4 protein-coding genes are annotated in these 4843 nt (G+C 71.3%); 3 read left to right on the top strand and 1 reads right to left on the bottom strand.

Annotated elements, in window-relative coordinates; genetic code table 11:
* The 3 genes from VR44_RS08080 to VR44_RS08070 form a co-directional block, all read left to right on the top strand.
* The coding region (locus VR44_RS08080; RefSeq protein WP_045946706.1) for a molybdopterin cofactor-binding domain-containing protein at positions 1-1081 on the top strand (1081 nt) is incomplete at its 5' end.
* Positions 1074-1892, top strand: a complete 819-nt coding sequence (gene xdhC, locus VR44_RS08075) for a xanthine dehydrogenase accessory protein XdhC (protein WP_045946705.1) — start codon at positions 1074-1076, stop codon at positions 1890-1892. The genes VR44_RS08080 and xdhC, both read left to right, overlap by 8 nt.
* A 170-nt stretch (positions 1893-2062) precedes the next feature.
* Positions 2063-3673 (top strand): purple acid phosphatase family protein, encoded by a 1611-nt coding sequence (locus VR44_RS08070; RefSeq protein WP_245691636.1) that lies wholly within the window; start codon positions 2063-2065, stop codon positions 3671-3673.
* Positions 3674-3679: 6 nt separating this feature from the next.
* Here VR44_RS08070 and VR44_RS08065 read toward each other — a convergent pair.
* A partial coding sequence (locus VR44_RS08065; protein ID WP_045946703.1) for a DUF4246 domain-containing protein occupies positions 3680-4843 on the bottom strand: 1164 nt, incomplete at its 5' end.

Genomic DNA, 4843 nt, shown 5'->3' with positions numbered 1-4843 from the left:
CCCGCACACCAAACGGGCCCTCGCGCTCACCGGCATCAAGTTCGGCATCTCCTTCAACCTCACCGCCTTCAACCAGGGCGGCGCGCTGGTGCTGATCTACAAGGACGGCTCGGTCCTGATCAACCACGGCGGCACCGAGATGGGCCAGGGCCTGCACACCAAGATGATCCAGGTCGCCGCGACCACCCTGGGCATCCCCCTGCACAAGGTGCGGCTCGCTCCGACGCGCACCGACAAGGTGCCCAACACCTCCGCCACCGCCGCCAGCGCCGGGGCGGACCTCAACGGCGCGGCCGTGAAGAACGCCTGCGAGCAGCTGCGCGACCGCCTCCTCCAGGTGGCCGGTACCCAGCTGGGCGCCAACGCCTCCGACGTGCGCATCGTCGAGGGCGTCGCCCGCGTCCTCGGCGGCGACCGGGAGCTGGAGTGGGACGACCTGGTCCGCACCGCCTACCTCCAGCGCGTCCAGCTCTCGGCGGCCGGCTTCTACCGCACCGAGGGGCTGCACTGGGACGCGAAGGCCTTCAGGGGCTCGCCGTTCAAGTACTTCGCCCACGGCGCCGCCGCCACCGAGGTGGAGGTGGACGGCTTCACCGGCGCGTACCGCATCCGCCGGGTGGACATCGTGCACGACGTCGGCGACAGCCTCTCCCCGATGATCGACATCGGCCAGGTCGAGGGCGGCTTCGTCCAGGGCGCGGGCTGGCTGACCCTCGAGGACATGCGCTGGGACACCGGCGACGGCCCAGGCCGCGGCCGGCTGCTGACCCAGGCCGCCAGCACCTACAAGCTGCCGAGCTTCTCGGAGATGCCCGAGGAGTTCAACGTGACGCTGCTGCGGAACGCCACCGAGGAAGGGGCGGTCTACGGCTCCAAGGCGGTCGGCGAGCCGCCGCTGATGCTGGCGTTCTCGGTGCGCGAGGCGCTGCGGCAGGCCGCCTCGGCCTTCGGACCCGCCGGGGTCAGCGTGGAACTCGCCTCCCCGGCGACCCCGGAAGCGGTGTACTGGGCCGTCGAGGCCGCCCGTGCGGCGGCCACGGCCCGCGCCGGCGGCAGCGCGAGCGCACTGAGCAATGCCTGACCTGACCTGGGTGGCCGCGGTCGCGCGGTTGCGGGCGCGCCGGGAACCCGGCGCGCTCGTGACCGTCGCGACCGTGCGCGGCCACGCACCCCGCAAGGCAGGCGCCAAACTCGTCGTCGGACGGACCGAGACCTGGGGCTCCGTCGGCGGCGGCAACATCGAGGCCGTCGCCATCGACCGGGCCCGCGAGCTGATCGCCACCCCCGGCGCGGAACCGGAACTGATGGAGTTCGCCCTCAACGACAAGGTCACCGGCCGGCACGGCGTGCAGTGCTGCGGCGGGGCCGTCAGCGTCCTGCTCGAACCCCTGCCGGTGGTCCCGGCGGTGGCGGTCTTCGGCGTCGGGCACGTCGGCCTGGAACTGGCCCGCATCCTGGCCCGCTTCGACCTCGACCTGCACCTGACCGACACCCGCCCCGGCCAGCTCACCGACGAACGGCTCGCCGTGCTCGGCGACGCCGTGGCGCAGGTCCACGTCCACCACACCCCCCTGCTCCCGGAGGAGGTCCTCGCCGAACTGGCCCCCGGCACCCACGTCCTGATCATGACCCACGACCACGCCGAGGACGCCGCCCTGTGCGACGCCGCCCTGCGCACCCCCGGCCTGGGCACGATCGGCCTGATCGGATCGGCCGCCAAATGGGCCCGCTTCCGCCACCGCCTGTCCACCGAGGGCGGGCACGACGACGCCACGATCGACCGGATCAAGACCCCGATCGGCATGACGGAGATCACCGGCAAGGAACCCGCCGCGATCGCGGTGGGCGTCGCCGCCGACCTGCTCCGCACCTTCGAACAGGAACGCTCCTGAAGTGAGGTCGTGACCCGGGCCGCCGGAAAATTCTCGTTCAAGAGTGTTTCCCGCAGGCGTCGTTGCGGTCGATCATCCCTAGGGTTCACACGATCACACCGATCACGACCCACCTGCGGTCGACCTCCTTCGAGAAAAGGTGTTCCATGCCGATTCCGCGCAGGACCTTATTGACCGGTTCGACGGCCGGTGCGGCCGCCGCCGCCGTAGCGAGTGCGGGGAGCGCCGAAGCCGCCGGGCGGTCCACCGTCGCGGCGTCGCCCCTGCTGCAGCGGACCCCCAGCCGGATCGGGGTGCCGGGCGTGGCAGGACTGCACCTCCAGTTCGGCGCCGACCCGGCCACCGAGATGACCGTGTCCTGGATCAGCCCCCAGTCCGTCCGGCGCCCGCGGGTCCACCTCGGATCACCAGACGGCGGCTCCGGGCACGCGGTCGACGCCGAGACCCGCACCTACCGTGACGAGCTGTCCCGGAAGGAGGTGTACGTCCACCACGCCCGCCTCACCGGGCTGCGGCCCGACACCACCTACCTCTACTCGGCCGGGCACGACGGTGCCGCGCAGGAGACCGGGTCGTTCACCACGGCGCCGCGCGGCCGCTGTGCGTTCACCTTCACCAGCTTCGGCGACCAGGGCACGCCGAACCTGCGCCGCTCCCTCAAGTGGCCCACGCCGGACACGCCGCCGCCGCTCGGCCCCTTCCCCCTCTACACCAGCACCCAGGGCGGCACCGAGGCCTCCGGCGACATCGTGGCCGCGGTGGAACGGGTCGGCCCGCTGTTCAACCTGGTCAACGGCGACCTCTGCTACGCGGGCGTGGCCGGCGCCATCGGTGAGGACCGCGTCGCGACCTGGGCCGACTGGTTCATCGGCAACAGCCGTTCGGCGCGGCTGCGTCCCTGGGCGCGGCTGCGTCCCTGGATGCCCTGCGTCGGCAACGGCGAGACCGAGAAGGGCAACGGGCCGCTGGGCCTGACGGGCTACCAGACCTACTTCACCCTGCCGGGGGCGGCCACCGCCACCGACGCCGAGACCCGGGGCCTGTGGTACGCCTTCACCGTCGGCGGGGTCCGCTTCATCAGCCTGGCCAACGACGACGTGGCGATCGTGGACGCCGGTGACATCTATCTGCGCGGGTACTCCGGCGGCGCCCAACGCCGCTGGCTGGAACGGGAGCTGAAGGCGGCGCGGGCGGACACCGGCATCGACTGGATCGTCGTCTTCATGCACCATCCGATGATCTCCAGCCACCGCAGCGGCGGGAGCGACCTGGGAGTGCGCCAGGAATGGGGCCCGCTCTTCGACGCGTACGGGGTCGACCTGGTGCTCTGCGGCCACGAGCACTACTACGAGCGCTCGCTGCCGGTCCGCGGCAGCCTTCCCAACGACGTCCGCACCCCGGTTCCGGTCTCCACCCGGACCGATGTCGCCGACACCTCGAAGGGCACCGTGCACATGATCATCGGTGGTGGCGGCAACTTCGCCACCACCCAGGACGACCTCTTCGAGGAGCCCAAGGGCCGTGTCGTGGTCCAGGTGGGCAAGGAGCCCGAGGGCCGCCACCGCAAACCGGTCTACGTCACCGAGGACGCCCCCTGGCGGGCCGTCCAGGACCGCGTCCACCCCCACGGCTTCGCCGCCTTCGACGTGGACCCGGGCACCCGCGGCACCGGACGCACCCGGATGCAGGTGACGTACTACACCTTCGACGGCCCCTACGGAGAGCTGACCCCGGTGGACACCTTCACCCTGGAACGCCCGCGCGCGGATGCCCGCCGCTGACCGGACTCAGTGCTCGCAGAGGGAGAACTCCCGCTCGTAGAGCTGCTCGTTGTGTTCGGCGACGAAGAACTTGCGTTCGTGCATGAGCTGTTCGCGGTAGCCCTGGGCCTCTTCGAGGGTCATGGTCGAGGTCTCGGACCACGGCTGCTGCGGCGGCACATCGGACGTCGAGACGATCCTCGTCGACGGATCGACCAGGAAGAACGCGAGGATCTTGCGATGTCCCGGGCGGGTGGCGTCCGCGAGGCGGAACGGGCCCACGCGGTGCTGGAGGACGTTGGGGAAGGCCAGGCAGCGGCCCGCCGGCGTCGCCGCCGAACCCAGTACCTGGTTCAGCTTGTCCTCGTCCTCCAGGCCGTAGACCTGGTACAGGCCCTCTCCGTCGTTCTGCTCGTAGTCGGGATCGTCGAGCGCCGTGCGGAAGCTCAGCCGGCTCTCGGTGACGTTCTCGCTGTCCCAGTAGTAGATGCCGGTCGAGACGATCCGCTCGTTCAGCATCCCCTCGACGTGCCAGGAACCGCCGGCGTACTCGGGCTTCTCCGGGGTGAGGTGGATGGTGGCCAGCTTCACGATGACCTGGAGGCCACGGCCGCGCAGGTCGACCCGGGCGTCGGCGTCGGGCAGGCCGGGCGGGGTGAACTCCGGCGCGTCCGGGACGACCGGCTGGCGGGTCTGCCACCACTCGTCGTGGGCATCTCCCCAGTCCTGGCGGGCCCGGTTGAAGGCGGCCTCGTCGTCACCGTAGTCGGCCCGGTTCGGGTACTTCGGCTCCGACTCGTACCACCCGTAGGGGTCGGCCTCGATGCGCGCGGGCCGCGGATGGCGCAGGTCGGTCAGCACGTTCTCCAGGAGCGGACGCATGCGCGCGAACAGGTCCGGCAGCACGGCGGCCAGCTCGCGGTGGGCCTCCGGGTGGACGTTGTTGACGTAGGAGAGGAAGGAGACCCCGCCGTCCTCACCGACCTCGACGTCCGTGGGCAGCCACTGGAACTTCTCCGAGAACTCGTGCTTCGACCAACGGTCCGTCGGGTTCCGCCAGGCCTCCTCGGGCACGTCGCTCACGCCCCGCACCAGGCAGAAGAGCGAAGGGTGCACCAGATCCAGCACCTGGCCGTCAGACCCCGGATGCCAGTCCAGCTCCGCCTCGGGAACCTCCTCCAGCACCCGCAC

The sequence above is a fragment of the Streptomyces katrae genome, from assembly GCF_000966975.1.
Taxonomy (GTDB): Bacteria; Actinomycetota; Actinomycetes; order Streptomycetales; family Streptomycetaceae; genus Streptomyces; species Streptomyces katrae.
Note: the sequence above shows the minus strand (reverse complement) of the source record. Positions and strands in the feature narration are given on the sequence as shown.